Below are 25450 nucleotides of genomic sequence, written 5' to 3' on the forward strand. Positions count from 1 at the left end.
CAAATGAACACCGGACTATTTCAGGGCGTTTGAGGCTTTGCGCTTGTTGAAGACGTCAAAGGCGACGGCGAGCAGCAGAACCATACCCTTGATGAACTGCTGGAAGTCGGTACCCACCCCCATGAGCGACATCCCATTGTTCAGCACGCCCATGATCAGGCCGCCGGTGATCGCTCCGATGACTGTGCCCACGCCACCGGTTACTGCAGCGCCGCCGATGAAGGCGGCAGCAATGGCGTCGAGTTCGAACAGGTTGCCTGCACCCGGTCCCGCTGAATTGAGGCGGCCCGTGAAAACGAGGCCTGCAAGGGCTGCCAGCACGCCCATGTTGACGAAGAGCATGAAGTCGATGCGCTTGGTATTCACGCCGGAGAGCTGGGCGGCCTGGAGGTTGCCACCGCGGGCGTAGATATGGCGACCGAACACGCTGTTGTTCATGACCGCGCTGTAGACAACCACCAGGATGCCGAGGAGGACAAGGACGATCGGTGTTCCGCTTCGCGAGCTGGCCAACAGGTAGGTCAACCCGAGAATGACGACAATGCCGAAGGCGAGCTTGGTGATGAACCAGGGTGCCGGCTCAGTCTCAAGGTTGAGGCGTGCCCGGGTCCGTCGGCCCCGAAGCTGACTGATAACCAGGAGCACCGCCGCGATCACGCCCAGACCCACCGTGGTCCAGTCAAGGATGTTGGTATCAGCCGGGAACAGACCCGGGAAGAGAAAGCCTCCACCCAGCTGGCGGTACTCGGTCGGGAACCCGCTGATGCGCTGGTTCTCCAGAGTGATCTGGGTCAGGCCGCGGAACAGGAGCATGCCGGCGAGGGTAACGATGAAGGCCGGTATGCCGACATAGGCCACCCAGAATCCCTGCCAGGCGCCGACGATGCCTCCGATCACCAGGGAAGCGAGGATCGCGAGCCACCAGGGGAAGCCCCAATCCTGGATCATGACTCCCGACATCGCACCCACAAACGCGGCAACTGACCCGACAGACAGGTCGATGTGCCCGGCGATGATGATCATGACCATGCCGATGGCGAGCAACAGGATGTAGCTGTTCTGGACGATGATGTTGGAAACATTGTCCGGCTGCAGCAGGGCGCCGCGGGTCAGGATCTGGAAGAGTCCGACGATTACCAGCAGAGCGACAAAGATTCCGATCTGGCGGAGTCTGCTGGTCAGGAAGGCTAGTCCATGTTTGACGGTAGGACGCGGCGGCGTTGTTTCGGCTTCCTTGACGGTTGTTGCCATGGAGTTAGTCCTTTTCCTTGGTCATGTGTTGCATGAGGTATTCCGGGGTGGCATCGGCGATCGGAACCTCTGCGGTAATGACGCCCTCGGCCAGTGTGTAGATGCGGTCGCAGATGCCGAGGAGTTCCGGCAGTTCGGAGGAGATGACGATGATCGCCTTACCCTGGGCGGCGAGACCGTTGATGATGGTGTAGATCTCGTACTTGGCGCCGACATCGATGCCGCGGGTGGGCTCGTCCAGAATGAGTACATCGGGATCGGCGTACATCCACTTGGACAGCACGACCTTCTGCTGGTTTCCGCCGGAGAGCTTGCCGGTGACGGCTGCGACAGAGGGAGCCTTGATGTTCATGGACTTGCGGTAGTCGTTCGCGACAATCGTTTCCTGCGAGCCGTCCACCCAGCCGCGCGTGGCCAGCTTGTTCAGCGCCGCACCCGAGATGTTCCGCTTGATGTCATCGAGCAGGTTGAGCCCGTACCGCTTCCGGTCCTCAGTGGCATAGGCGATGCCGTGACGGATTGCGTCCCCCACGTTTTTGGCCTGGATCTGCTGACCGTTCTTGTACAGGGACCCGGAGATGTTGGAGCCGTAACTGCGGCCGAAGATGCTCATGGCAAGTTCGGTGCGTCCGGCGCCCATCAGCCCCGCAATGCCGACAATTTCTCCGGCCCGGACCGAAAGATGCGCACGGTCGATGATCACGCGGGAATGTTCCTGGGGATGGTGCACCGTCCAGTCCTCGACCCGGAAAACCTCATCGCCGATCGAGGGCGTCCGTTCCGGGTAGCGGTGTGCCATATCGCGGCCGACCATGCCCTTGATGATCCGTTCCTCGGTGACGGAGCCGTCATGCAGGCTCAGCGTCTCGATGGTGCGGCCATCGCGGATGATGGTGACGGAGTCTGCGATTGCGCGAATCTCGTTGAGCTTGTGGCTGATGATGATGCAGGAGATGCCTTCAGCCCGCAGGTCGCTCACGAGGCCCAGCAGGTGAGCTGAGTCCTCGTCGTTCAAAGCCGCCGTCGGCTCATCGAGGATGAGCAGCTTGACGTCCTTTGAGAGGGCCTTGGCGATTTCGACGAGTTGCTGCTTGCCGACGCCGATTTCCCCGGCCCGCACCGTGGGGCTGAGTTTGAGGCCCACCCGCCGAAGCAGATCGGTTGCCATCGTGTTGGTTTCATTCCAGTTCACAAAGCCTTTGCGCGCCCTCTCATTGCCGAGGAAAATGTTTTCGGCGACTGAGAGAAACGGGGAAAGCGCCAGCTCCTGGTGAATGATCACCACTCCGTGGTGTTCGCTGTCCTTGATGTCCTTGAACTGGACGGTCTCGCCCTCAAGGATGATGTCGCCGTCGTAGGTGCCGTGGGGGTAGACGCCGGAGAGCACCTTCATGAGGGTTGATTTGCCCGCACCGTTCTCTCCGCAGATGGCGTGCACTTCTCCACGGGCCACTTCAAGGGTGACGTCCTGGAGCGCCTTCACGCCCGGGAACGTCTTGGTGATGCCGCGCATCTGAAGGATGTTTTCTGCCATGATGCTTCCTTACATCGTGCCTGGTACCGCTTGTGGCCGGCGGCAGGGACCGCCGGCCACAAGCAGAGACTGGAAGGTCCTACTGAACCTCGTCAGCGGTGTAGTAGCCGCTGTCGATGAGGACTTCCTCGTAGTTGTCCACAGTCACGATCTGCGACTCGAGCAGGTAGGACGGCACAACCTTCTCGCCGTTGTCGTAGGTCTCCGTGTCGTTGACCTCGGGCTCTTCGCCCTTCATCAGCGCATCGACCATCAGCACAGCGCGCTCGCCAAGCTCACGGACGTCCTTGAAGATCGTCGAGTACTGCTCGCCGGCAACGATCGACTGGACGGACCCAACCTCGGCATCCTGCCCGGTGACCACGGGCAGTTCATCCTTGGAGTAGCCACCGGAGGTCAGCGCCGAGATGATGCCGATCGAAAGGCCGTCATACGGAGACAGGACACCCTCAAGGGTCTCGCCGCCGCCGACGGTGAGAAGGTCTTCCATGCGGTCCTGCGCCGTGTCGGGGAGCCAGCGCAGGATGGCAGCCTGTTCGAAGTCCGTCTGGCCGCTCGGCACGCGCAGGACGCCGCTGTCGAGGTATGGCTGGAGGGTTTCCATTGCGCCGTCCCAGAAGAAGGTGGCGTTGTTGTCATCGGGGCTGCCCGCAAAGAGCTCGACGTCGAACGGACCTTCCTCGCCCGTCTCCTCGCCGTTCTCGTCAAGCACACCAAGTCCGATCAACAGCGAGGTGGCCTGCTGCACTCCGACCTCGAAGTTGTCGAAGGTGGTGTAGTAGTCCACGGTTTCTGAGCCATTGATCAGCCGGTCATAGGCGATGACCGGGATGTCCTGGCTCTCGGCGGTGTCCAGCACGCTGGTCAGCGTGGTTCCGTCGATTGAAGCAATGACCAGGGCTTTCGCCCCGCCGTTGATCATGTTCTCGATCTGCGACACCTGTGTGGGGATGTCATCATTGGCGAACTGCAGGTCGACTTCGTAGCCGAGCTCCTCCAGCTTGGTCTTGATGTTCTCACCGTCGGCGATCCAACGCTCGGACTGCTGCGTCGGCATGGCGACGCCGATGCGGGCGCCCTCATTGGAGCCTTCGCCGGCAGCTTCGCCCCCGCCGCCACCGCGGCTTCCGCCGCAGGCCGTCAGTGACAGTGCCAGCGCACTTGCGGCAGCAACGCCGACAAGCATGTTTTTCTTCATGGGTTTCCTTTCCTTGCCGGGCAACAACGCCCGGAAGTTCCTATGCAACCGGCGGGAACGGACGGCCGCCGCCGTAAATAAACGCCAGATGTGATCGGTCACACTAGCGCTACCTTAAGCCCCCGGGCCCCCTGAGGGAAGGGGTGAGCGATAAACGTCAGAGCTTTTGCGCCAGCCGGTAATACGCGGCATTCCACCGCAGCTCGCGCTGGAACTCACGCAGCGTCGTCGTGCTGTCGATGCGGAGCAGTTCCGTACCGGCGATGTCCGCGAAGTCCTCGAACACATCCAGCCCGACGGCGGTACTCATCACCGTGTGGTGCGCAGCTCCCGCACTGAGCCACGCGGCGGCGGACGTCGCGAGATCCGGCTGCGGCTTCCAGACGGCGCGGGCCACCGGCAGGTTGGGCAGCGGCGCGTCCGGCGGAACCACCTCGACGGCGTTGGCCGTGAGGCGAAAGCGGTCGCGCATGTCGGACATGGCGACGACGACGGCGTCCCCGGAGTCCGTGTCGAACACCAGCCGGACGGGGTCCTCCTTGCCGCCGATCCCCAGCGGATGCACCTCAAGGGTGGGCTTTGACGTGGTGAGCGTCGGGCAGATCTCGAGCATGTGCGCGCCCAGGATCTTCTCCTCCCCGGGCACCAGGTGGTAGGTGTAGTCCTCCATCAGCGACGCGCCGCCGGGCAGCCCGGCACCCATCACCTTGGCAGCCCGGACCAGGACGGCGGTCTTCCAGTCACCCTCCGCGCCGAACCCGTAGCCCGCCGCCATCAGGCGCTGGACCGCGAGCCCGGGAAGCTGGCGCAGCCCACCAAGGTCCTCGAACGTCGTCGTGAAGGCGCCGAAGGAGCCACCCTCCAGGAAGGACAGCAGCGCGAGTTCCTGCCGCGCACCGTAGCGGAGGGACTCGTGACGGTCACCTCCGCGCCGGAGTTCGGGAACGACGTCGTACGTTGCCTCGTACTCTTCGACGAGCGCGTCGATGTCCGCCTCGGACTGCGCCTCGACCACCTCGACGAGTTCGTTGACGCCCCAGGTGTTGATGGAGACCCCGAAGCGCAGCTCCGCTTCCGTCTTGTCACCCTCGGTGACGGCGACGTTGCGCATGTTGTCACCGAAGCGGGCCACCTTGAGCTCGTGCACAGCCGCCCAGCCGGCGGCGGCGCGGGACCAGGTGGCGATCTGCGCGGTGACAGCGGGGTTGGAAACATGCCCGACGACGGTCTTCCGTGCCACCGAGAGCCGGGTCTGGATGTACCCGAACTCGCGGTCGCCGTGGGCAGCCTGGTTGAGGTTCATGAAGTCGAAATCGATGTCCGCCCACGGCAGTTCCACGTTGATCTGCGTGTGCAGGTGCAGCAGCGGCTTGCGCAGGGTGTCCAGGCCGGCGATCCACATCTTGGCGGGACTGAAGGTGTGCATCCAGGCGATGACCCCGATAGTCCTGTCGCTGGCGTTTGCCTCCAGTGCCATGCGGCGGATGGAAGCGGAGTCCTTCAGGGTTGGCTTCCAGACCACCTTGACCGGCACATCGGAGGAGTCGATCAGCTTGACGATCTGCTGGGACTGTTCGGCCACCTGGCGGAGGGTTTCCTCGCCGTAGAGGTCCTGGCTTCCGGTGAGGAACCAGATCTCGTATTCGTCGAGGGAGGTGTTGAGGGCGGTCACTGTGCGGCTCCGGTTCTGACGGGCGTCGGCTGCCCGTACACGTTCTGATAGCGGTCAAAGAGTGATTCGATGTGGCGCTGCTCAATAGGCAGCGGGTCACCGAGCTGGCGGGAGATGTGGATGGTGCGGGCCACGTCCTCGAGCATGACGGCGGCCTTGACGGCGTCGCGCGCGTCCTTGCCGATGGTGAACGGCCCGTGGTTCTGCATGAGGACCGCCCGCGAACGGTGGCCGGTGAGGGTCTCGACGATGCCGCGGCCGATCGAGTCATCACCGATGATCGCGAACGGGCCCACCGGGATTTCCCCGCCGAACTCATCCGCCATGGCAGTGATCACACAGGGAATGGATTCACCGCGGGCGGCCCACGCCGTCGCGTAGGTGGAGTGCGTGTGGACTACTCCCCCGACGCGCGGCATGTTTCGGTAGACATAGGCGTGCGCGGCGGTGTCACTCGAGGGCGAGCGCTCCGAACCGGGCGTACCTTCGAGAACGTTCCCGTCCAGGTCGCAGAGGATCTGGTTTTCGGGCGTCAGCTCGTCATAGTCCACGCCGCTGGGTTTGATCACGAACAGGTCCTGGCCCGGCACGCGCCCCGAGACGTTCCCGCCGGTCCACACCACCAGGTTGTAGCGGACCAACTCGGCATGCAGCGCGGCCACATCACGGCGTACGGCATTGATGCCGTCCAGTTCACGGTCTGAAAAGGACCGGGTGGTGCTAGTCATGGGTTTGACCCGCTTTCTCGTTGGCGGCCGCCGAATTCGTGAAATGCCGCATCCTGGCTTCCCGTGTGCCGCAGCGGAAGCTGACGTTGGTTGCAAATTGGCACTGGAACCTACCGGATGTGACCGTTCACACTATATGCTGGAGGTCACGTTTGATGTCAAGCACTCCAGGACCGGGAGACCTCAAATAGATGGAATCGGTCAGGAAATACAGCCGCCGTGACCCCCAAGCCAAGGAGATTCTCTTCATGACCGACGCCAGAGACGTTATTGCCGAAGGCCGCGCCAGCCTCGGAATCGAACTCGGGTCCACCCGCATCAAGGCGTGCCTGATCGGTGAGGATCCCTCGACGGTGCTGGCCGTAGGCAGCCATGACTGGGAGAACCGCCTCGTCGACCGCGTGTGGACCTACTCTCTGGAAGACGTCTGGACGGGTATTCAGGCCGCCTACGCGGACCTGGGCGCCGACGTCGAACGCCGGTACGGCACGCGGCTGGAGAGCCTCGGTGCGATAGGCGTCTCAGCCATGATGCATGGTTACCTCGCCTTCGACGACGCCGGCGAACTGCTCGTTCCCTTCCGCACCTGGCGCAATACCAACACCGGACCGGCTGCGGCGGAACTCACCGAACTCTTCGGAGTCAACATCCCCCTGCGCTGGTCAATTGCACATCTGCACCAGGCCGTGCGGGACGGTGAACCGCACGTAGCGCAGGTTCGCTCCATCACAACCCTCGCCGGCTACGTGCACCGGGAATTGACCGGGCGCAAGGTCCTTGGCGTGGGCGATGCGTCAGGGATGTTCCCTATCGACTCCCGCACCGGGACCTACGACGCCGATCTGCTCGCCCGCTATGACAGCCTGGCAGCCGGGACCGCCCCGGGCCTGAAGCTTTCCGGACTGCTGCCCGACGTGCTGACGGCAGGGCAGCCGGCAGGCGAACTGACCCCCGCGGGAGCCGCCCTCCTTGACCCCACGGGCAGCCTGCGGCCCGGCGCCCTGCTGTGCCCTCCGGAGGGTGATGCCGGTACCGGGATGGTGGCAACCTGCTCTGTTGCCCCCCGCACCGGCAACGTGAGTGCCGGCACGAGCATCTTCGCGATGGTGGTGCTCGAGCGGCCCCTCGAGCGGGTGCACCACGAACTGGATCTGGTCACAACTCCTTCCGGTGACCCTGTCGCCATGGTGCACTGCAACAACGGGGCCAGCGAACTCGCTGCGTGGGTGGGGCTCTTCTCCCGCTTCGCGGCCGCGTCCGGAGCCGTGTCAGCATCCGGTGCCCTCCTGAATTCGGATGATGTCTTCACCACGCTCTTCAGTGAAGCGCTCGACGGCGCCCCCAACGCCGGCGGGCTGCTCGCCTACAACCACCTCGCCGGTGAGCCGATCGCCGAAATCACCGAGGGCCGGCCGCTGTTCCTTCGGACTCCGGACAGCGAATTCACGCTGGCCAACTTCATGCGCGCCCAACTGTATGGAGTATTCGGCACCCTGGCACTGGGTATGCGTGTACTCAGCGGGGAGGGTGTTGAGCTGGACCGGATGTTTGCGCACGGAGGCATGCTCCGCACCGCAGGGGTGGCGCAGCGCTTCCTCTCCGGGGCTCTCGCCGCACCGGTCTCCGTCGCGGCGACAGCCTCCGAAGGCGGCCCCTGGGGCATGGCAGTGCTGGCTTCCTACGCCTCGGCCAACGCCGCCGGCAACGAACTCGACCTAGACGCCTACCTGCGTAAGCAGGTATTCGCCGGAACGGAATTCGAAACAACGGAACCTGACGCGGCCGACGTCGCGGGCTTCGCAGACTACCTCGACCGTTACCACAAGGGCCTTCAGGTGGAACGCGCCGCGATCAGAGCCCTGCCCGTGGAGTGATTCCGGACAATCCGCACCGTGCGGAGTGGAGCGGCGCCCTACCTGGGCGCCGCGGTGGACTGCCGGACGATGAGCTCGGGCACCACCGTGCGGGGGGCGTCCCGGACCGGCACATCCAGCTGGGCGAGCAGGTGAGCCACGCACCGCCGACCGAGTTCCGTGAAATCCTGCCGCACTGTGGTGAGCGGCGGCGCGAAGTGGGCGGCATCGGGGATGTCATCGAATCCGACGAGGCTGACGTCCTCGGGAATGCGCAGGCCACGTTCGCGGCAGGCGTGCATCAGCCCCAGCGCCATCTGGTCGTTGGCGGAGAACACCGCGGTGGGAGCGTTCGCGGCGAACAATTCCTCCCCGATGCGGAAGCCGCTGTCCGAGGTCCAGTCACCGGCGGCAATGCGGAAGGCATCCACGCCCCAGGCCGCCAGCTCGGTGCGGAAGCCGCGGACCCGCTCCTTGGATTCCACCCACCCGTCCGGGCCGGCCACGTGGGCTATGTTCCGGTGTCCAAGGTCCAGCAGGTGCCGCGTAGCGAGCCGGGCACCGGCAACCTGGTCCACGGAAAGGCCGTGATCGTCCGCCGCTGAGGTGGAGTGGACCGTCACCATGGGGAGCTGGACCGAGAGATGCCGCAGCTGCCGGAGGGTGGTTTCCTGCGGTGCGAGGATGATCAGGCCCTCGACCGCGTGATCGATCAGCCGCTCCAGGGCCTCCTTGAATGCGGCCTCGTCGAGGGAGGTCAGCGTAGCGGTATCCACGAGGTACCCGGCGGCGGCGGCGGCGGATTCGATGGCGGCCCGGGTGGAGGCCGGCCCAAAGTAGGTGCCGTCAGTCACCAGCACGCCGATCATGTGGGAGCGGCTGGTCACCAGGGAACGGGCTGCGCGGTTGGGCCGGAACTGCAGTGCCTCCATGGCGTCCAGCACCCGCTGGCGCGTGCCCTCACGCAGGCTTGGGTGTCCGTTGATGACGCGGGAGACCGTCTGGTGCGAAACACCGGCCATCTTCGCGACGTCACGGATGTTGGCGGAACGGACGCGCGGGGCAGGTTGCGGGGCGGACTGCGGCGTCGGCTCGCTGTTAACGGTCACATGTCAAACCGTACTGGATGCAGGGACGGACGGACTGCGTGCCGTTCAGAGGGCGTCGGTGGGCGCCGCCCGGTGGTCGACGGCAGCAACCTCCGCGTCAATGCGCTCAATTCCCGCGTCCAGCCGTTCGACGGTGGCCCACAGGGCGGGCTGCTGCTCCCGGATTTCCTCCAGGGTGAGCCCGGCGGACCGCAGGGTGGCCAGATCGAAGCTGACGTTCGTCCGGGCACCCGTTACGGCTGCCCGCAGCGCACCGAAGGCGACCACGACGTCGGCGATCAAGGCGCGGTTCCCGTTTTCAGCGAGCCAGCGCAGGTCCTCAATCGCGTCGATTGCCCGGTCGCCAAGAGTGGCAGAGGACCGTGCAGCACCCAGCGAAGCCTCGCGTATCGCAGCGTCCCGCTTGCTGCCGGCTTCCAGTCGGAACGCCGCCCCGAACGCGCGGGACGCCGAGGCGTCATCATCGGCTAACTGCAGCGCGCTTTTCCGGAGGTCCTGTGCACGGGTGAGCAGCTCCTGGAGGTGGTCCTGCTGATCACCGTCGGCTTCCGTGTAACCGGCCACCATCGAGGTCAGCGAGGCCGCAATCGCGAGCATCACGCCGGCTCCTGCGCCGCCGCCGGGCGAGCCGACGGACTCTGCGAGGGCGCGGGTCCACTCCTCCACAGTGGAGTGCCGGGTGGTGATCTCTTCAGAATGTGCCATGGCACCAGTCTGTCCCACATCGGCTCCCTGTGGCAGGAAGACCGGGCCTGGCCGTGCGAATGCGTGTGGAGCCCCCGCAACCTGCGACAATTCCCGCATGGCACGATTAGCGGCACCCGAGCTCGGCCGTGCGCGTACCTTCGTGGGCTTTGCCCTGGCGCTCGCCCTTCCGCCCCTTCTGGAGTGGGGCATGTTCCTTGCGGGGAGCGACTTCCTCGCTGCCGACGTCCTCCTCCAGCTCGCCGGTGTGGTGGCGGTAGCTCTCGTCGGTGGGCTGTGGCCGGCCCTACTCGGTGCTCTCTGGAGCAGCCTCATCCTCAACTACTACTCCACCGAACCGTTCGGCTCACTGGAGATCGCCGACGCCGAGGACATCCTCACCCTCGTGATCTTCGTGGCAGTCGCTGTATCGGTCTCCCTCGTGGTTGGCCTCGCCGCCCGTCGGTCCAGGGAAGCCGCCAATGCTTCAGCGGACGCCGCCACCCTGGGTGAGCTCGCCCGAGGGGTGCTCGCGGCCGAAGACACGCTCCATGGCTTCCTCCACCATGTACGCAACCACTTCGGAATGCGCGGAGCAGCTTTGTTTGCCCGCCCTGACATGGACGACGACGGCGCCCGGCCGGCAGCGGACGAGCCCTGGCGGCTGCTCGCGCTGGACGGCGAACAGACGGGTTCGTCTGAAGGCGCGCCTTCACCGGAGGGCCGCGGCCCGGGCGAGGGTGACGCCGGCACCGATGTGCCCGGCGGCCTGCGGCTGGTGCTGTACGGCCGCTCCCTGTCTGCCCGGGAACAGCGGCTGCTGGGTGCGTTCGGATCGCAGCTGGCGGCGCTGAGACAGCGTGAGCAGCTGATCGCGAGCACGGAGGAGAACCGTCGGCTGGCGGAGGGGAACGTCATGCGAACCGCCATCCTGCGGGCGGTTTCCCACGACCTGCGCACCCCGCTCGCCGCCATCAAGCTCGCCGTCACGAGCCTGCGACAGCAGGGCATCGAATTCACTGAGGAGGAGGAGGCCGAACTGCTCGGCACCATCGAAACCTCGTCCGACCGGCTCGCCTCACTGATCGATAACCTCCTGGACATGTCCAGGCTGACCGGCGATGCGGTCACTCCGCACCTCGGCCCGGTGCATTGGGCCGATGTAGTGGCCGCCGCCCTCCAGAACTCCCACGCCGACCGCGTGCGGATCCTGCTGGCCCCCAATTCCCCCGCCGTACAGGCTGACTTCGGCATGCTTGAACGTGTGATCGCGAATGTCGCCGAGAACGCCCAGAAATACGCCGGAGAGGCCGACGTCGTTATTTCAGCCGCCGTCTCCGGCACTGTCGGCGACTTCCCAGCGAGCGAGCTGCGCGTCCGCGACCATGGCAGCGGCGTCGACAGGCAAGGTATTGTGCGCATGTTCCAGCCGTTCCAGCGGCTCGGCGACGCGGACACCGCCACCGGTGTGGGGTTGGGGCTTGCCGTTGCCCGCGGTTTCACCGAGGTGATGGGCGGTGAACTGCTGGCGGAACCCACGCCCGGAGGCGGGCTGACCCTCGTGATCCGGCTGCCGCTCTCCACCGGTGTGAGCCAGTGATTACGGTCCTGATTGTCGACGACGAACCCCAGTTGCTGCGTGCCCTCCAGATCAACCTGCGCACCCACGGTTACCGGCCGGTGACGACCACGGACGGTGCGTCCGCGCTCGCCGCAGCCTACGAACACCGGCCCGACCTGGTGGTCCTTGACCTGGGACTTCCGGACATGGACGGGGTTCAGGTCATCGCCGGCCTGCGCACCTGGAGCCAGGTTCCGATCATCGTGCTCTCCGCCCGGCATGGCCCGGAAGACAAGGTCGAAGCGCTCGACGCCGGTGCCGATGACTACGTGACCAAGCCGTTCGGTCTCGAAGAGCTCCTTGCCCGGCTTCGGGCGGCTGAACGGCGTGCAATCCCGGCGCCGGAAACGCCGGTGGTCACTACGGAGCACTTCCGCCTCGACATCGCGGTCCGCAAGGCGGAGGTCCGCGGCGAGTTGGTACGGCTGACCCCCACCGAGTGGAAGATCGTGGAATTGCTGGTGCGGAACCCGGGCCGGCTCGTGGGCCAGCAAAAGCTGCTGCTGGAGGTATGGGGGCCCGCCTATGCCAAGGAAGTCCAGTATCTGCGCGTCTACCTCAACCAGTTGCGGCGCAAGCTTGAGCCGGACCCCACCAGGCCGCGCTTCTTCATTACGGAGAGCGGAATGGGATACCGGTTTGAGCCCTGAAGTGCTCCAAACCGGGCCGTAAAGAATGCGTTAAGACCGGCCTTCGAGCAGCCACGCGGGCCATAGCGTGAGTCCCAGGAAGCCGTGGTGATCACGGGTGGTCGGGAGTGATGGGGTCTGCAGCCGTGGCTGCTATCAAGCTCAGGAAGCGGATAAAGCTCGAGGAGATCAGCCCCGTGCGGCTGGTACCGCTGGCTTTCCTGGCGGCGATCCTGGTGGGCGCCGGCCTGCTCATGCTCCCACTATCGCGTACCCCGGGCAGCCACGAGGTAGTGATGCCCGCGCTGTTTACCGCCGTGTCAGCCGTATGTGTCACCGGCCTGATCACCGTGGATACAGCAACGTTCTGGACGCCGTTCGGCCAGACGGTGATCCTGGCGCTGATCCAGGTCGGCGGCTTCGGCATCATGACCCTCGCAACCCTCCTGGCACTGCTGGTTCGCAAGAGTCTTGGACTGCGCTCACAACTCATCGCCCAATCCGAGAGCCATACCCTGAACCTGGGGGACGTACGGGGTGTCCTGCTCCGGGTGGCCAGGATCATGCTGGCCTGTGAAGCGGCGACCGCAATCCTGCTGACGGCGCGGTTCTGGATCGCTTACGACGACGGTCTGGCCACGGCCGCCTGGCACGGCATCTTCCATGCCATTTCCGCGTTCAACAATGCAGGCTTCTCACTCTTCAGCGACAACCTGATTCCCTTCGTCGATGACCCCTGGATCATCCTCCCCATCTGCGCAGCCGTCATCGCTGGCGGCATCGGATTCCCGGTGATCATCGAACTGCTGCGCGGCCGCACCGTGCACAAGGGCTGGACCGTGCACGTCCGCCTCACCGTCTACGGAACCCTCATCCTCCTCGCTCTCGGAACCGGACTCTTTGCCTGGTTCGAATGGGACCGGGCGGAAACACTTGGTCCGCTATCCACCGGAGGGAGGCTCCTCGCCGCCATTGCGGGCGGCGTCTTCCCGCGTACCGCCGGATTCAACAGCATTAACTACGGTGACGCTGCGCCGGAGACACTGCTCATCACCAACATTCTCATGTTCATCGGAGGCGGCAGCGCCGGAACGGCTGGCGGTATCAAGATCACCACCTTCCTCGTCCTTGCCTTCGCTATCTGGAATGAAGTCCGCGGGCGTGAGCAGGTCACCATCGGGCACCGCTCGGTCAGTTCTCCGGTGCAGCGCCAGGCGCTGTCCGTCGCACTGTTGGGAATCGCAGCGGTGATGATCGGAACGGTCCTCCTGCTGGTCTTCACCGACTACGGGCTGGAGCAGGCGCTCTTCGAGGCAGTCTCAGCCTTCGGGACGGTAGGGCTCAGCACGGGCATCACCTACGAGCTGCCGGCGAACGCCGAGCTCGTCCTCATGGCGCTGATGTTCATCGGCAGGATCGGCACCATTACTGTTGCATCCGCACTGGCGCTGATCTCCCGGCCGATTCTCTACAGACTCCCGGAAGAGCGTCCCATCATCGGGTGACCTGACAACCCTCACCCGAGCAGCAGCGCCACCAGCAGCGACGCCGGCAGCGCCAGCAGCGAACTCACCAGGATGATGTCGCGGACCAGCGTCACCCGCAGCCCGAACTGCGCGGAGAACAGAAACACGTTCTGCGCGGTGGGCAGCGCAGCCATGGCCACCACGCCCAGCAGCGCCGTCCCCTCAACGCGGAAAAGATAGTACGCGACGGCCCAGGCGATGACCGGCATCAGCGCCAGCTTCACCACGCTTCCCAGCACGACGTCGGCGCGCAGGCTCCGCTGCGCCAGCGGCTTCTGCCCGCGAAGGCTTATACCGAACATCACCAGCAGGAGCGGAATCGAAGCCTGGCCCAGCATCTCCAGCGGCGTCCAGAGAATCGCCGGCAGCGTCAGCGAAGTCGCGGCAAACAGGGCTCCGGCCGCAGTTCCGGTGGTGACGGGATTGGCGACGGACCGCAGCACCGTCCGTGCCAGCGTCGGTGGAGCGCCGGCGGAAGGTGCGGCCGCCGTCGTCGTCGCTCTCCTGCCGTACCAGGCAAAAATGGTGAGGAAGACCGGCGCAATGACCAGCAGTTGGGCCAGGAGCACCGAGACCACCGGCGCGGAACTTCCCACGGCGTACAGGGCGATCGGGATGCCGATGTTGCCGGCATTGACGTAGCAGGAGGCCATTGCGCCCACCGCCGTCTGCGCGCCCGGCCGCCTGAGCGCAAAGCGGCTGAGCAACGCGTAGACCGCGCTGGTTGCGGCGGCGGCAACCAGCGCGATCGGCGTGTAGACGCCCAGGACTTCAGCGAGTTCGGTCTCCGCGAGCAGGATGAACATGAGGGCCGGGTTGGTGATGTAGTAGATCACCGGCGTGAGGCCCTCCTGCATGGCCCCCGTCCGGGTAGGGAGGAGGATCGAGGCGAGAACGCCCACGCCCACCAGCACCAGCACCACGCCGAACCCGAGGAGAACCCCCTCCACGAAGCCTCCTGATCATCTCTCGAGTTCCTACAGGCTGCGGGTTACCTGACCAGGCAGGGCCGCTTCGGGTCGAAGGACCACTCCGGAATCAGGTACTGCATGGACGTGGCATCGTCCCGCGCGCCCAGCCCGTGCTCCAGATAGAGGGCGTGCGCTTCCTCCAGCCGGGTGCGGTCCAGTTCGATCCCCAGGCCCGGCGCATCCGGAACCCGAATCTCTCCGCCCCTGATCTGCAGCGGGTCGACGGTGAGCCCCTGGCCGTCCTGCCAGATCCAGTGCGTGTCCAGTGCCGTGATCTCCCCCGGAGCCGCAGCACCTACATGCGTGAACATGGCCAGGGAGATGTCGAAATGGTTGTTCGAGTGCGATCCCCAGGTCAGCCCGAACTCGTTGCACAGCTGTGCCACGCGCACCGAACCCGCCATGGTCCAGAAGTGCGGATCGGCCAGCGGAATGTCCACGGCGTTCACGCGGATGGCGTGGGCCATCTCGCGCCAGTCCGTCGCGATCATGTTCGTTGCCGTCCTCAGCCCTGTGGCCCGGCGGAACTCCGCCATGACCTCACGGCCGGAGAACCGTCCCTCGGCGCCGCACGGATCCTCCGCGTACGCCACCACGTCCTGCATGCGCTTCCCCAGCCGGATGGCGTCCGCAAGCAGCCAGCCGCCGTTGGGGTCGAGGGTGATGCGCGCGTCCGGGAAGCGCTCCTTGAGCGCGACGACGGCGTCCACCTCATCATCACCGGCATGGACTCCGCCCTTGAGCTTGAAGTCCGCAAAGCCGTAACGTGCCTGTGCCGCTTCGGCAAGGCGGACGACGGCGGCGGGCGTCATGGCTTCCTCCCGCCGGACACGGTCCCACTCGTCCGCGGAACCCTGCTCGCGCAGGTAGGGCAGGTCGGTGGAGTCCGGATTGCCCACATAGAACAGGTAGCCCAGCATCGGCACGGCGTCCCGCTGCTGCCCGTCGCCGAGCAACTCGGCAACCGGAATGCCGAGGAACTGGCCGTGCAGGTCCAGCAGGGCAGACTCGACGGCGGTCACGGCGTGGACCGTGGTCCGGAGGTCGAAGGTCTGGAGCCCCCGCCCACCCGCATCGCGGTCCGCGAAAGTAGCAGCGACGGACCGCAGGAGGCTGCGGAACTGTGCCACCGGCTTGCCGCTCAGGATCCGACCGGCTTCCTCGATGGTGGAGCGGATCGCTTCACCGCCCGGGACCTCGCCGAGTCCGGTCCGGCCGTCGGAGTCCGTGATGATCGCGATATTGCGGGTGAAGAACGGCCCGTGCGCTCCGGAAAGGTTGAGGAGCATCGAGTCGTGTCCGGCAACGGGAACAACCTCTACCCCGGCAACGGTGGGCTGCGTGGTCACTGGTTCTCCCCGGCGGGTACCACTGTGCCGTCGATCCGGCGGTTGAGCTTCCACGGGTTCGCGTCCTGGATGGCTGCAGGCCGCAGCGCTTCCGGAATGTTCTGGTAGGCGACGGGCCGCAGGAACCGCTCGATCGCAAGGGTGCCCACGGAGGTGGTCCTGGTGTTCGAGGTGGCAGGGAACGGTCCGCCGTGGACCATGGCGTGGCCCACTTCGACGCCGGTCGGCCAGCCGTTCGCGAGAATGCGGCCGACCTTGCGCTCCAGGACGGGCAGAACCCCGGCCGCTGTTCCGTAGTCGGACTCGGTGAGGTGCAGGGTGGCCGTCAGCTGGCCTTCGAGACGCTGCGCGGCCGCGACCAGTTCCTCCGTGGAGGAGTAGCGGACCACAAGGGAGGCTGCTCCGAAGATTTCCTCGTGCAGGACGGGGTTGTTCAGGAAGGTGGCCGCCTCGGTGCCGAAGACGGCAGGTGCGGGAGCGTTCTCGGTGGGTCCGTCGGACCCCCGGGCTACGAGCTCCACCCCGTCCTGGGAGCCGAGGGCTTCAACGCCCGCGTTCCAGGAGTCGGCGATTCCGCGGGTGAGCATGGTCTGCCCGGCGGAGGGTGCGAGCGCACGGCTCACGGCGGCAAGGAAGTTGTCACCGGCCTCGCCTGTCGGCACGAAGACCAGACCGGGTGAGGTGCACAGCTGGCCGCTGGACCCGGTCACGGAGGTGATGTACGCCGCGGCGAGCCCGTCGAGGTCACCCTGCAGCGCACCTTCGAAGAAGATGACCGGGTTGATCGAGCTCATTTCCGCGTATACCGGAATGGGCTGCGGCCGCGCCGCCGCGGTGGTCATGAGCGCCGTGCCGGCGGAGCGGGAGCCGGTGAAGCCCACCGCCTGGATGGCGGGATCGGACACGAGGGCCTGGCCGATACTGGCACCGGGTCCGTAGATGAGGGAGAAGACGCCCGGGTGGAGGCCGGCGTCGTTCACTGCCTCCGTGATGGCACGGCCCACCAGCTCACTGGTGCCGGGGTGCGCGTTGTGCGCCTTGAAGACCACCGGGCAGCCGGCAGCCAAAGCGGAGGCGGTATCGCCGCCCGCAGTGGAGAAAGCGAGGGGGAAGTTGCTCGCCCCGAAGACCGCGACGGGGCCCAGGGGCACCTTGCGCTGGCGAATGTCCGCACGGGGCAGAGGCGTGCGCTCGGGCTGCGCCGGGTCGATGCGGACACCCCGGTGATCGCCCTGGCGGACCACTGCTGAGAAGAGCCGCAGCTGGCCGGTGGTGCGGGCCAGCTCTCCGCGGAGGCGCGCTTCAGGCAGGCCGGTCTCAAGCATGGCGCGGGCAACGACCTCGTCTCCGGCGGCTTCGATCCGGTCGGCGATTCCGTCGAGGAACGCTGCGTGGGTCTGCGGATCGAGGGTGCTGAAGGATTCGAAGGCCTCTTCAGCCGCGGCGGTGGCCTGCCGGAGCTGGGACTCGTCGATCAGCGAATAGGTGGGCTCCAGCGTTTCATTGGTGGACGGGTCAAAGCCGTTGACGGTCCTGCCGTTTCCGGGCGTGGCCTGGCCGGCGATGAGCGAGTGGCCCTGAAGGGTTGCGTTCTGGGTAGGCATTGAATGCTCCTTACGGGTGGTGTCCTGGTGGGTGTTCAGGGATTGTTTAGCGGGCGCTTGCCAGAGTGGCGGGAGCGGGGCGGATACCGGCGGCGTCAATCAGCGCGCCGAGGTCCGCGAGGTCCGCGTCGGTCAGGTTCTGCAGCGGAGGGCGCACACCCCCGACGTCGCGGCCGACAACCTTCAGCCCTCCCTTGACGATCGAGACGCCGTAACCGCGCACCCGGTCCCGGATGTCGAGGTAGGGCAGCACAAATCGCTGGAGCTTTTCGGTGACCGCCGCATGGTCCTGTTTCCGGACGTCGCGGTAGAACTCGAGCGCGAACTCCGGGACAAAGTTGTAGAGCGCCGAGGAGTAGGTGCTCATTCCCAGCTGGAGCAGCGGAAGGGCGAAGGTCTCCGCGGTGGGCAGGCCGCCCAGGTAGAACAACCGGTCGCCGTTCTTCGCGTAGACCCTGGTGAGGTGCTCGATGTCGCCGATGGCGTCCTTGAAGCCGATGAAGTTCGGATGGCGCTCCGCGAGGCGGGCAACGGTGTCGGCCGAGTAGATGGCATTGGCGCGGTTGTACACGATCACGCCGATAGTGGTCGCGGCGCAGACGGCGCTGACGTGGGCGAGGAGTCCCTCCTGGTCGCACTCCGTCAGGTACGGAGGCAGGAGCAGGAGACCCTCGGCGCCGGCAGCTTCCGCATCCTGCGCGTTCTGGACGGCCTGGGCGGTGGAACCTCCTGCGGACGCAAGTACCGGAACGGTGCCGCCCACTTCCTCGACCGCGGTGCGGATGACCCGGGCTGCCTCCGCCGGTGTCAGGCTGAACCCCTCGCCGGTGCCGCCGGCAGCGAAGAGCCCGGCGACATCGAAGCTCGCCTGCCAGGAGAGGTGCTGCCGGTAGGCGTCCTCATCGAAGGCGAGCTCCGGCGTGAAGGCAGTCACGGGGAAGGACAACAGACCGTCCTTGAGCTTCTGAGCGAGTTCCTGAGGCGCGTAGTTGGCCACGATGCATCTTCCTTAGGGCAGTTCGCCGCGCAGGCGGCGAGGGTGGAGCTTCCTTGATGGGTTGTTTCCACACTAGGAAGATATGTGATGCCTGTCTAAGCCCACTTTTGTATGGATTGATGCTCTCCGGGTATCGCTGGTCACAGATCCTTGGTCCGGATGACCTCCAGAAGCCGCCCCAGCGCGGGGTTGCGCATTTCCCTGCTCCAGATGGCATAAAGCTCGACGGCGTCCGGCTCGATTTCAGCCAGCCTCAGGTAGGAAACACCCTCCACACCGAGCATGCTCGCCGATTCCGGAACAAACGCCACCCCCCTACCGGACGCCACGAGCGCCACCATGGTGAGGATTTGGCTCACGGTATGCACCACATTGCCGTGCTCTACGGGGATGTTCCGGACCACCAGATCGTAGAAGTACCGCGCCTTGGTGGGCGAATGCATGATCAGCGGCACCCCTTTGAGGTCCGCAACCGTCAGGGACCGGTTCAGCTGGTCAAGCTCATGTCCGGCTGGAACGGCGAGCATCAGGTCCTCGGTGAACATGAGGTGGGATTCAAAGAGGTCCGCATCGAAGGCGGGACGCGCCAGGCCCAGGTCCAGGTCCCCGTCGGCAATCGCCTCGATCTGCTCTCCGGTCACAAGCTCCTGGAGTTCCACATCGACGTCGGGCAGTTCCGTTGCTATCTCCGACAGCAGCGGACCAAGGAGGCTGAAGCCGGAGGCGGCAGTGAAACCGACGCGCAGCTGGCCGGACCTGCCGGCCGCGATGCGCCGCGCGGTGTGGGGTGCGCGCTCGGCGGCGATGACGAGCTTCCGCGCCTCCACCAGGAAGGCGCTGCCCGCGGCGGTGAGGGAGACCTTCCGGTTGTCGCGCTCCAGTAGTTCGACGCCGACGCTGCGCTCGAGTTTCTGGATCTGCCGGCTTAGCGGAGGCTGTGTCATATTGAGCCGATCGGCCGCCCGCCCGAAATGGAGTTCCTCTGCGACGACCACGAAGCTGCGTGCCTGATCGAGTGTAAACATGATGCCTTCCGGGTATCACTTCATGCTTATCCTGGCTTATACACGGATCCTGGCTGCCGTCCAAGATGACCCCAGCGTGAATGAGTCGGACTAGCCGTCTTCAGCCCTGGAGCAGGTTCAGTTCCCTGAGCTTCGCCTCGACCTCGGGGTTGCTCGGCTCAACCTGGTGTGCCCCGTCCGGGTACACGACCACCGGGATATTGGTCCGGCCGGAGATGCTCTTCGCTTCTTCAGCAGCCTCCGGGGTTTCCACCAGGTTGATGTACTCATAGCCGATGCCGAGCTCGTCCAGCTGCCGCTTGGTGCGGATGCAGTCCCGGCACCAGTCAGCGCCGTACATGCGGATTGTTTCGGGATTCGCCGTCATGCCTTCATCCTACGGCTGGGCGACGGTTTGCAGACGCGACCGTGAGTTGGCCAGGTGCATCCGCATGGCGGCGGATGCCGTCAGCGCGTCCCCCGCGGCGATCGCGTCCCGCACGGCCCGGTGCTCAGCGGCGACGCGCTGCACGCGGGGCGAGCGGCCGTCGTCGTCGGCGGGTTCCAGCCGCTCAGGCGGCATCGCGATCATCGCCGGCCCCAGCATCATCAGCGCGTCCACGAAGTAGAAGTTGCCGCTGGCCTCGGCGACGGTGCGGTGGAAGGCGAAGTCGCAGGAGACCGCCGTGGCCGCGTGGTTGCCGGCGGCGTCGAACGCCGCGAGGGCGGAATCCAGCGCGGCGATCAGGCCAGGCGTGGCGTTCGACGCGGCGAGCGCAGCGGCCTCACTCTCCAGGCCGGCCCGGAACGCCAGCAATGCGCCCCGTTCCTCGAGGGTCCGGGGCCGGCGAAGGCCTCCGGCCGTTTCCTCGGCGGCGGACGGCGGGGTGAGCGCAAAGCTGCCGCTCCCCCGCCGCGTGTAGACGAGGCCCTCGGCCTGCAGCCGGGAGATCGCCTCCCGGACCACCGTGCGGCTGACCCCGAACTCCGCCAGAAGCGCGCTCTCGCTGGGCAGCTTCTCACCGGACGGGATGGTTCCGTCGACAATACGACGGCGGAGGCTGTCGACCAGCGAAACGGCCAGGTTCTGTTTCATGCTCCCCATGCTGGCACGGTGCGCGTGCTCAGCGCGTTCCGAACTCGACGCTGTCCGTGGTCCAGGCCCGGGCCTGGTCGCTGAAGGTCACTCCGAGACCCGGGCGGTCGGGCACCACCATGCGGCCGTCGCGGGTTTCGAGCCGCTCGTTGAACAGCGGGTCCAGCCAGTCGAAGTGTTCAACCCACGGCTCCCGCGGGTAGGCCGCGGCCAGGTGCAGGTGGATCTCCATGGCGAAGTGCGGTGCGAGGTCCAGACCCGCCTGGTCGGCCAGCGTCGCAAGGCGGAGGAACTGGGTGATGCCGCCGACGCGCGGGGCGTCCGGCTGGATGATGTCGCAGGCGCGGGTGGCGATGAGCCGCTCATGCTCGGCGACGGACGCGAGCATCTCGCCCGTGGCGATGGGGGTATCAAGTGCCAGCGCCAGCGCAGCGTGCCCCTCGGCGTCGTACGCGTCCAGGGGCTCCTCGATCCAGACCAGATCGAACTGCTCCAGCTTGCGGCCCATGCGCAGCGCAGTGGCGCGGTCCCACTGCTGATTGGCGTCCACCATCAGGGGAACGTCGTGGCCGATATGTTCGCGGACGGCGGCGACACGGCGCAGGTCCTCCGCCGAATCCGGCAGGCCGACCTTGATCTTGATGCCGCCGATGCCCTCGGCGAGGGACTGCGTGGCCCGCTCCTTCACCTCGTCGATCGAGGCGTTGAGGAAGCCGCCGGAGGTGTTGTAGGTCCGCACCGAGTCCCGGTAGGCGCCAAGCAGCTTCGCCAGCGGAAGCCCCGCGCGCTTGGCCTTCAGGTCATACAGGGCGATGTCCAGTGCAGCGAGCGCCTGGGTAGCCACGCCGGAGCGGCCCACGGACGCGCCGGCCCACAGCAACTTGTTATACAGCTTGGCAATGTCATTGGGGTCTTCGCCGATCATCGACCCGGCAACTTCCCGGGCATGCGCGTACTGGGCCGGGCCCCCTGCCCGCTTGGAGTAGGAGAATCCGAGGCCGCAGACACCCTGCTCGGTCAGGATCTCCGCGAAGAGGAAAACCACCTCGGTCATGGGCTTCTGCCGGCCCGTGAACACCTTGGCGTCGGAGATCGGCGTGGCCAACGGCAACGTGGCGGTGGACAGCTTCACATGGCGGATTGCATCGGGCGTATAAGTCATCGCGGGACCTTCGGGAGAGCGGATCTGGATAACTTATCGTACAACTAGCCGACTTGTCCTACAAGTTAGTGCGCTTCGACGATCTCCTCGTTGCGCGCGAACCGCCGGTTCCGCAGTACCGGGAGGAACTGTCGCACTTCCTCGATGCGTTTGCGGCTCACCTCGGCGGTCACCACGCCCTGCTCCTCCTCGTTGAGGAAGACCTGCGGCACACCCATGGGGTCCAGGATGGCCGAGTGCCCGATCGTGTGCGACGACGACGTCCCGGCCGCCGCGATCCAGACGGTGTTCTCGATGGCCCGGGCGCGCAGCAGCGTCTCCCAATGCTCGATCTTGTGGTCCCCCTTGAACCAGGCGGCCGGAACCAGTACGACGTCGGCACCACGGTCGGCGAGCGCCCTCGCCTGTTCCGGGAAGCGGAGGTCGTAGCAGGTCATCAGCCCGACGTTCAGCTCCCCCACCGGCACCACGGTGATACCGCCGTCGCCGGGTTTGATGCGCTCGGACTCGGAGTAGCTGAAGGCGTCATACAGGTGAAGTTTGCGGTAGGTATCAACGATCCTGCCCGTGGCGTCGATGAGCACCAGGGTGTTGTACGGCCGTTCCTCACCGCTGGACTCATACCCGCCGGCGACGACGGCGATGTTCAGTTCCGCCGCCAGGAACGAGAGCTGCTGGACGAACACGGACCAGCCCGCGCCGACGGCCTCGGCCAGGGGGCCCTCGACCTTGCCGATCGAGAACATCGATTCCTCCGGGAACACGATGAGTTCCGATCCCTCTCCTGCGGCTTCCTCCGCCAGCTCGCGCATCATTGCGACGTTGGCGGTGACGTCCCCGCCGGGCCTGAATTGTCCAACACTGATCTTCATCGCGGGCCCTTTCGGGTAGGAACTGGGGCTGTACCAAGGGTACCGAAGAGTAGCGTGGCGCTATGCGGAAAAATCAGCGACAGCGGGACACACCGGGGCCGGGCCAGGAATCGGTGTGGGATTACCCGCGACCGCCGCGGGTGGAGAACTATCCGGGCGTCGTCGTCATCGAGTTCGGCGGGAAGGAGATCGCGCGGACCGGCAGCGCGGTGCGGGTCCTGGAGACAAGCCACCCGCCGGTGTTCTACATCCCGCACGCGGACTTCGTCCAGGGCTCCCTGCAGCCGGTGGACGGCACCACGTGGTGCGAGTTCAAGGGAGAGGCTGCCTATTACGACGTCGCCGCCGGCTCCGCCCGCGCCGAACGCGCGGCCTGGACCTATCCCTCCCCCACCGCCGGGTTCGAGGTGCTGGCCGGAGCAGTGGCTGTCTACCCCGGCCGCATGGACCGCTGCCTGGTCGACGGCGAAGAGGTCCAGGCCCAGCCCGGAGCCTTCTACGGCGGCTGGATCACGTCCCGCGTGGTGGGTCCGTTCAAGGGCCCGCCGGGAACCTGGGGCTGGTAGCCCGGCTAGAACTGGGGGTGCCACAGCTCCGTGGTGTTGCCCTGCACCGCGAGCGCCGTCCGCCACCGGTCAAACACGGAGCACGGGTGGGAGATGCCCAGGTCAACGGTGTCGCCCACCCGGAGTGCCCCGGCGTTGTCCACAATCGCATGGTGATCGAAGAGCCGCACCACCACGCCGTCTGGCTCTTCCAGCGTGGCACCGTCCCGGTGATGCGCCACCAGGGCGGGCAGGCCGGCGTCGTACGCCAGCTCCCGCTTCCCCGCGCCGAGGATGGCCCGCCCCTCCTCCGGGACAGAAACGACGACGGCGCGTACCACCGCGGCGGCGCGCAGGCCCGGCAGCGGGGAGACTTCCGCGTACGTCCCGTGGTCGTGGATGACGTAACAGCCGGAGCGCAGGATGTTCAGGGAACCGTCGGGAAGGAACCGGGCGGCGTGGTCCTGGAACGCTGAGCCACCCACCGAGAAGAGGGGCTGGTCAACTTCGAACCGGTCGCGCAACAGGTCGAAGACCTCGACAGCTGCCCGGCAGTGGGCGTCGATGGAGGCAAGGTTTTCCGGCGTGCGGACGTTCGGTGCAATACCCTCGTAGGCGCTGACGCCGGCGAGGCGCAGTCCGGGGGCGGCCCGGACTGCATCGGCGAGCGCCGGTGCTTCCGCGACATCCCGGATGCCGGTGCGCCCGCCGGGAACACCGACGTCGAGCAGAACGGAAAGCGTATGGTCGGCGTCGGGAAATCCGTGCGCCAATGCCGACACGGCGGCGCTGGAATCGGCGAGGCAATGGAGCTCCACGGCGGGGTGGGCGTGGAGCAGCCGGCGCAGTTCGGCCACCAGCGGCGGGTACACCACCTCGTTGGCAATGAGGATCCGCCGGGCTCCCCAGGACACGGCGTGCGCGGCCTGCGCCGGCGTCGCGACCGTCACTCCCCAGGAGCCGGGGAGCTGGCGCTGGACGATCTCCCGGGTCATCGTCGTCTTGATGTGGGGCGCGAGGACCATCGAGTGCTCCGCGGCCCACTGCTCCTTGAGTGAGATGTTCGCGTCGATCGCGTCGACGTCGAGCAGCAGCTGCGGGAGGCTGGAAAGATGCAGGTCAGCGCTCAAGTTCACCATTCTCGGCATCCTACCGTTCAGGTTCCACCCAGCAGACGCCTAGGCTCCGTCCATCAGGCGCTGCTAGAGTCTCAGGTCGGTAATCAACAGTAGGAGTGTCTGTGAAGAAGAAGTGGTTCATCAGCGCCGTCGTAGCGGGTTCACTCGCCTTCGCGACGGGCTGTGCAGGGAACACCGAGGCGGAACCAGCGCCGAGCGAGAGCGCCGCCAGCGCACCGGCGGAAGCCCCAACGCCCGATCTCGAGGGGATTCCCGACGTCGTCGCAACGGTCAACGGGCTGGACATCACCAAGGAAGAGTTCACCACGGCGTATGAGGGTTCCTTCCAGCAGATGGCGATGCAGTCCCAGGTGACCGGGCAGGAAGTCGACCAGGAGCAGCTGAAGACGCAGACGCTCGACAACATCATCGGCAACAAGCTGCTGATCCAGGAGGCTGACAACCGCGGGATCGAGGCCAGCGAGGAAGCGATCGCCGCCACGACGGATGAGCTGATGAAGACCAACCAGTTTGCGTCCGAGGATGAGCTCTTCGCTGCCCTTGAGGAGCAGGGCATTTCGAAGGAAGACGCCACCGAGCAGATCGAGCAGCAGGTCCGGCTGGACGCGCTGCTCGCCGAGGAGGTCGGGGACGCCGCGCCGACAGAAGAGGAACTGAAGGCTGCCTATGAGGAGGCCAAGGCTTCCGGGGCCGCGCAGGGCGGCGGGGAGGTTCCGCCGTATGAGGAGCTCAAGCCGCAGCTTGAGCAGCAGGCCAAGGACCAGAAGAAGTCGGAGGCGGCCCTCGCACTGGTCACGGAGCTTCGCGAGAGCGGCGACGTGGTCAGCAACCTCGAGTAGCACCCAAGATCGAGTAACCCCCGGCGTCGACCGGGCGGCTATCGCAGAAATGGCCAGGTTCCATCGG

23 protein-coding genes are annotated in these 25450 nt (G+C 66.0%); 6 read left to right on the forward strand and 17 right to left on the reverse strand.

Annotated elements, in window-relative coordinates:
* Positions 1-15: 15 nt before the first annotated feature.
* From mmsB to BLS52_RS08920, 5 genes are all read right to left on the reverse strand, one after another.
* A complete protein-coding gene (mmsB, locus tag BLS52_RS08900; protein WP_090586037.1) occupies positions 16-1251 on the reverse strand; it encodes a multiple monosaccharide ABC transporter permease in 1236 nt (411 codons plus the stop codon).
* A gap of 4 nt (positions 1252-1255) precedes the next feature.
* Entirely contained in the window at positions 1256-2785 is a 1530-nt protein-coding gene (mmsA, locus tag BLS52_RS08905; protein ID WP_090586039.1) for a multiple monosaccharide ABC transporter ATP-binding protein, read from the reverse strand.
* A gap of 79 nt (positions 2786-2864) precedes the next feature.
* Positions 2865-3983 carry a multiple monosaccharide ABC transporter substrate-binding protein gene (gene chvE, locus BLS52_RS08910; RefSeq protein ID WP_090586041.1) on the reverse strand — a complete coding sequence of 373 codons (1119 nt, stop codon included), beginning with the start codon at positions 3981-3983 and terminating at the stop codon, positions 2865-2867.
* A 157-nt stretch (positions 3984-4140) separates the two neighbouring features.
* Positions 4141-5655: an L-arabinose isomerase gene (araA, locus tag BLS52_RS08915; RefSeq protein WP_090586043.1), complete on the reverse strand. Its 1515-nt coding sequence runs from the start codon at positions 5653-5655 to the stop codon at positions 4141-4143.
* Positions 5652-6383: an L-ribulose-5-phosphate 4-epimerase gene (locus BLS52_RS08920; protein WP_026544870.1), complete on the reverse strand. Its 732-nt coding sequence runs from the start codon at positions 6381-6383 to the stop codon at positions 5652-5654. Before BLS52_RS08920 ends, araA begins: the two co-directional genes overlap by 4 nt.
* 248 nt (positions 6384-6631) lie before the next feature.
* Between BLS52_RS08920 and BLS52_RS08925 the strand changes: the two genes are divergently transcribed.
* The gene (locus BLS52_RS08925) at positions 6632-8257 is read left to right on the forward strand and encodes a xylulokinase (protein WP_090586171.1); all 1626 of its coding nucleotides are present in this window, start codon (positions 6632-6634) and stop codon (positions 8255-8257) included.
* 38 nt (positions 8258-8295) lie between these two features.
* On the opposite strand, the gene BLS52_RS08930 is transcribed toward BLS52_RS08925, so the two are convergent.
* Together BLS52_RS08930 and BLS52_RS08935 are read right to left on the reverse strand one after the other, a co-directional pair.
* A complete protein-coding gene (locus BLS52_RS08930) occupies positions 8296-9345 on the reverse strand; it encodes a LacI family DNA-binding transcriptional regulator (protein WP_281241699.1) in 1050 nt (349 codons plus the stop codon).
* A 45-nt stretch (positions 9346-9390) separates the two neighbouring features.
* Positions 9391-10050, reverse strand: a complete 660-nt coding sequence (locus tag BLS52_RS08935; RefSeq protein WP_090586045.1) for a cyclodeaminase/cyclohydrolase family protein — start codon at positions 10048-10050, stop codon at positions 9391-9393.
* Positions 10051-10147: 97 nt separating this feature from the next.
* Here BLS52_RS08935 and BLS52_RS08940 point away from each other — a divergent pair, with 97 nt between their 5' ends.
* From BLS52_RS08940 to BLS52_RS08950, 3 genes are all read left to right on the forward strand, one after another.
* A complete protein-coding gene (locus tag BLS52_RS08940; RefSeq protein WP_175460128.1) occupies positions 10148-11629 on the forward strand; it encodes a sensor histidine kinase in 1482 nt (493 codons plus the stop codon).
* The gene (locus tag BLS52_RS08945; RefSeq protein ID WP_090586050.1) at positions 11626-12300 is read left to right on the forward strand and encodes a response regulator; all 675 of its coding nucleotides are present in this window, start codon (positions 11626-11628) and stop codon (positions 12298-12300) included. Before BLS52_RS08940 ends, BLS52_RS08945 begins: the two co-directional genes overlap by 4 nt.
* 125 nt (positions 12301-12425) lie before the next feature.
* Entirely contained in the window at positions 12426-13784 is a 1359-nt protein-coding gene (locus BLS52_RS08950) for a TrkH family potassium uptake protein (RefSeq protein ID WP_245702771.1), read from the forward strand.
* 11 nt (positions 13785-13795) lie between these two features.
* On the opposite strand, the gene BLS52_RS08955 is transcribed toward BLS52_RS08950, so the two are convergent.
* The 9 genes from BLS52_RS08955 to BLS52_RS08995 form a co-directional block, all read right to left on the reverse strand.
* Positions 13796-14755, reverse strand: a complete 960-nt coding sequence (locus BLS52_RS08955) for an AEC family transporter (protein ID WP_090586053.1) — start codon at positions 14753-14755, stop codon at positions 13796-13798.
* A gap of 41 nt (positions 14756-14796) precedes the next feature.
* On the reverse strand, positions 14797-16125 hold the full coding sequence (locus BLS52_RS08960; protein ID WP_090586054.1) for an enolase C-terminal domain-like protein: 1329 nt from the start codon (positions 16123-16125) through the stop codon (positions 14797-14799).
* Positions 16122-17729 carry an aldehyde dehydrogenase (NADP(+)) gene (locus BLS52_RS08965; RefSeq protein ID WP_090586056.1) on the reverse strand — a complete coding sequence of 536 codons (1608 nt, stop codon included), beginning with the start codon at positions 17727-17729 and terminating at the stop codon, positions 16122-16124. Before BLS52_RS08965 ends, BLS52_RS08960 begins: the two co-directional genes overlap by 4 nt.
* Before the next feature lie 46 nt (positions 17730-17775).
* Complete coding sequence (gene kdgD, locus BLS52_RS08970; RefSeq protein ID WP_026544861.1) at positions 17776-18726, reverse strand: 5-dehydro-4-deoxyglucarate dehydratase; 951 nt, start codon at positions 18724-18726, stop codon at positions 17776-17778.
* Positions 18727-18866: 140 nt separating this feature from the next.
* The gene (locus tag BLS52_RS08975) at positions 18867-19751 is read right to left on the reverse strand and encodes a LysR family transcriptional regulator (protein ID WP_026544860.1); all 885 of its coding nucleotides are present in this window, start codon (positions 19749-19751) and stop codon (positions 18867-18869) included.
* Between the two features lie 100 nt (positions 19752-19851).
* Positions 19852-20118: a glutaredoxin domain-containing protein gene (locus BLS52_RS08980; protein WP_090586058.1), complete on the reverse strand. Its 267-nt coding sequence runs from the start codon at positions 20116-20118 to the stop codon at positions 19852-19854.
* A 9-nt stretch (positions 20119-20127) separates the two neighbouring features.
* Positions 20128-20826 carry a FadR/GntR family transcriptional regulator gene (locus tag BLS52_RS08985; protein WP_090586176.1) on the reverse strand — a complete coding sequence of 233 codons (699 nt, stop codon included), beginning with the start codon at positions 20824-20826 and terminating at the stop codon, positions 20128-20130.
* Positions 20827-20854: 28 nt separating this feature from the next.
* On the reverse strand, positions 20855-21988 hold the full coding sequence (locus tag BLS52_RS08990) for an L-talarate/galactarate dehydratase (RefSeq protein ID WP_090586059.1): 1134 nt from the start codon (positions 21986-21988) through the stop codon (positions 20855-20857).
* Between the two features lie 65 nt (positions 21989-22053).
* Complete coding sequence (locus BLS52_RS08995) at positions 22054-22860, reverse strand: carbon-nitrogen hydrolase family protein (RefSeq protein WP_090586061.1); 807 nt, start codon at positions 22858-22860, stop codon at positions 22054-22056.
* Positions 22861-22922: 62 nt separating this feature from the next.
* On the opposite strand from BLS52_RS08995, the gene BLS52_RS09000 reads away from it, so the two are divergent.
* Positions 22923-23426, forward strand: a complete 504-nt coding sequence (locus BLS52_RS09000) for a DUF427 domain-containing protein (RefSeq protein ID WP_090586064.1) — start codon at positions 22923-22925, stop codon at positions 23424-23426.
* Between the two features lie 5 nt (positions 23427-23431).
* Here the strand turns inward: BLS52_RS09000 and BLS52_RS09005 are convergent, their stop codons facing one another.
* The gene (locus BLS52_RS09005) at positions 23432-24544 is read right to left on the reverse strand and encodes an alanine racemase (protein ID WP_175460129.1); all 1113 of its coding nucleotides are present in this window, start codon (positions 24542-24544) and stop codon (positions 23432-23434) included.
* A 101-nt stretch (positions 24545-24645) separates the two neighbouring features.
* Between BLS52_RS09005 and BLS52_RS09010 the strand changes: the two genes are divergently transcribed.
* Positions 24646-25383: a SurA N-terminal domain-containing protein gene (locus tag BLS52_RS09010; protein WP_090586068.1), complete on the forward strand. Its 738-nt coding sequence runs from the start codon at positions 24646-24648 to the stop codon at positions 25381-25383.
* The last annotated feature ends 67 nt before the right edge of the window (positions 25384-25450 follow it).

The organism is Arthrobacter subterraneus (assembly GCF_900099735.1).
GTDB lineage: Bacteria > Actinomycetota > Actinomycetes > Actinomycetales > Micrococcaceae > Arthrobacter_D > Arthrobacter_D subterraneus.